Raw genomic sequence first — 2,470 nt, 5'->3', positions numbered from 1 at the left:
ATATTATCTAGTGTATTTTTAAGTTGTTTTAAGTTACTTGTTTGAATCTTTTCAATGGTTTTATCTGTCTTAGTTTCTAAGGTCTCTTCATTTAAGGACAAAATTGACACCTCTTTAATATATAACGATTAGTTGTATTTATTATTTTTATATGATTGAATTTTATTCACTAATTTAAACTAATTGGAGATAAGAATTAATAAATTTGATGTGCTATATTATTAATTCAATAATTGAGAGCAAAAAGCAGATGTAATTTGTGTGGAAATTTAAGTATTAAGATAGAATTGAAATTTGAATGATTATAATAAAAAGAACCCTTGATAGGTTCTTTTTTAGTTGGTAAATATGTTGTCAACAATAGATGGCGATAAAGGTAGTAATTTAGATGTCTTTATGTTAATCAGCTAAATTTTGTAGGAAGAATTCATTTTTCATTTATTTGGGTGTTCTAGTGTATTTGAATTTTGCGCACTAACAAATTTTGTTTAGGGACAAAATGCATTTTCTTAATTATCAGAAAAAATAGCGCAACAAAATTCCTATTAATTATTTTGGTAGGTATCAAATATTTCTTTGGCCTTATTTTCTTGATATTACCGTACGTTTATATGTTTCTAAGGGAAAGAAATACTTTCATGTTACCATCTATTGTTTGATTAAGATGGTAACATGAAAGTGAAACGTTTACAACCAGAAAATAAAGAAAAAATATTAAAATGCGACTTTTTTCGACAATTATTCTATGTTTATATTTAATTTTATTATAGGAAAAGGCGGAGGGAAGCGGACCTTTTCCTATAAACTGTTTTGTTGGAATTAGAAATAACTAAAAAAGTAATAATAGCTTAAAATTAAAATGAAATTCAATGATAAAGTTATTATTGAATTTTTGAACCTCAGGTGTCTTGAAAGTATGGTCAAATTTTAATCCACTTTGCATTTCTTCCTTTTGTAACTAGCTTAATATGGCCAAACAGTTGCAAGGAATTTAAAGCCTTACTGATTGTACTCTCTGCAATGTCTGGATAAGTGTTACGAATACTTTCTTTAGTAAAGGGTTGTTTTTGTTTAAGTATAAAATCCTGAATTCTCTCAACTTTAGTATGTTTACATATAGAATCTAGAACTGTGTTATGAAGATCTTTGTAAGCCTCTAATATAATGGTTAAAAACGTTTTTAACCAAAAGCTATTATTATGTTCCTCGCAGTACCAATTCACCGAAGATTTATAAATCGAATTGTAATAATCAGATTCATGTTTCTTAATATATTTATCCAAACATACATATTTTACAAATGTATGTCCACTCTTAATTAACAGCAATTGCATTAACATAAATGCCAACCTGTTATTACCTTGATTGAAAGGGACTATGCAATAAAAATTTAATATAAAACGAGCTATTAATAAAAGTGAATGAAGCCCCTTACTAGTATTTAATGAGTTGTATTGATCACATAATTGCTCCATAAACTGTGGAATAAGTTCATGTGGAAGAATGCGGTAACTATTCAAGTGCATTCCATGTTCTGGAATTCCTGGAATAATAAAAGGTTTTTCACGCCATTTGGCACTGTCAGAGGTAATGTAATGTATTAGTTGAAAATGTAATTCCTGTATAGTTGCTGGATTGATTAATAAAGTACAGGAGTTTTTATGTACAAAAGAAAGTGTTTGATAATAGCAAAAAATAGCATCTTCCGAAATATTTTGAGGTACGATATCATCTAAAATAAGTTCTTTTAATCTTTTATTAGGAACTTTTATATCCTCGTAAATAGTTGTGAAATTTTTTATGTAATGTAGTGGTATAGTTTTTTCTAAGCTATTAAATATGTCCTTGTTTTGTTCCTGATAAGCAGCTAATTTTCCTTTGAATTCGCTAATTTCACTTATTAAATTTATTAACCTCCTTTTCAATTCAATATTTTTATACTTATCATCAAAAAAGTCTCTCATTTTTGTTCCCCCTGTAACCCCTTAACACGTTGTTGCATATATCTTTCCATTCTAAAGGTATTCCACGACATCATTGTAAAATAACGACATTTTCGTTCTGATTTGAAATATATATCAGAATCTATATTTTTATTTAACAATTAAAACATGGAGATTATAAAGAAGAATCGTTAGGATTCAATTTTAATAGGCATAATCCTAACATCAAATGTACAAATGTACAATAAAAAAATAAAAAATATAAAACTATCGACTCTTTTGAAAGATTATTTAAAAGGGTTTTAAGAAATTGTAGGTATAGAGTGCTTTAGTTTAGCAGTAAATATTGAAGTGGTAATAAAGTTTTCATAGGTAATCATAAAGTAGATAAACTATTAATTTGTGACAATTATGTGTCTAATCTATTATATACTTTTATGAGAATTCTAAAATTAAATCCTAAAGAGCTGAATTTTCTATATTTATCATAAAGATCAGAAGAGGTGTGTTGATGAAATGTATCATTT

The 2,470-nt window shown here is 26.9% G+C and carries 1 protein-coding gene; it reads right to left on the bottom strand.

All coding sequences use genetic code 11. The features are described from left to right. Window positions 1-920: 920 nt before the first annotated feature. Window positions 921-1,964, bottom strand: a complete 1,044-nt coding sequence (locus DN403_RS30835; RefSeq protein ID WP_001204206.1) for a Fic family protein — start codon at window positions 1,962-1,964, stop codon at window positions 921-923. Between the last annotated feature and the right edge of the window lie 506 nt (window positions 1,965-2,470).

Origin of the sequence: Bacillus sp. AY2-1 (assembly GCF_008368965.1) — a bacterium.
GTDB lineage: Bacteria > Bacillota > Bacilli > Bacillales > Bacillaceae_G > Bacillus_A > Bacillus_A thuringiensis_S.
Note: the sequence above shows the minus strand (reverse complement) of the source record. Positions and strands in the feature narration are given on the sequence as shown.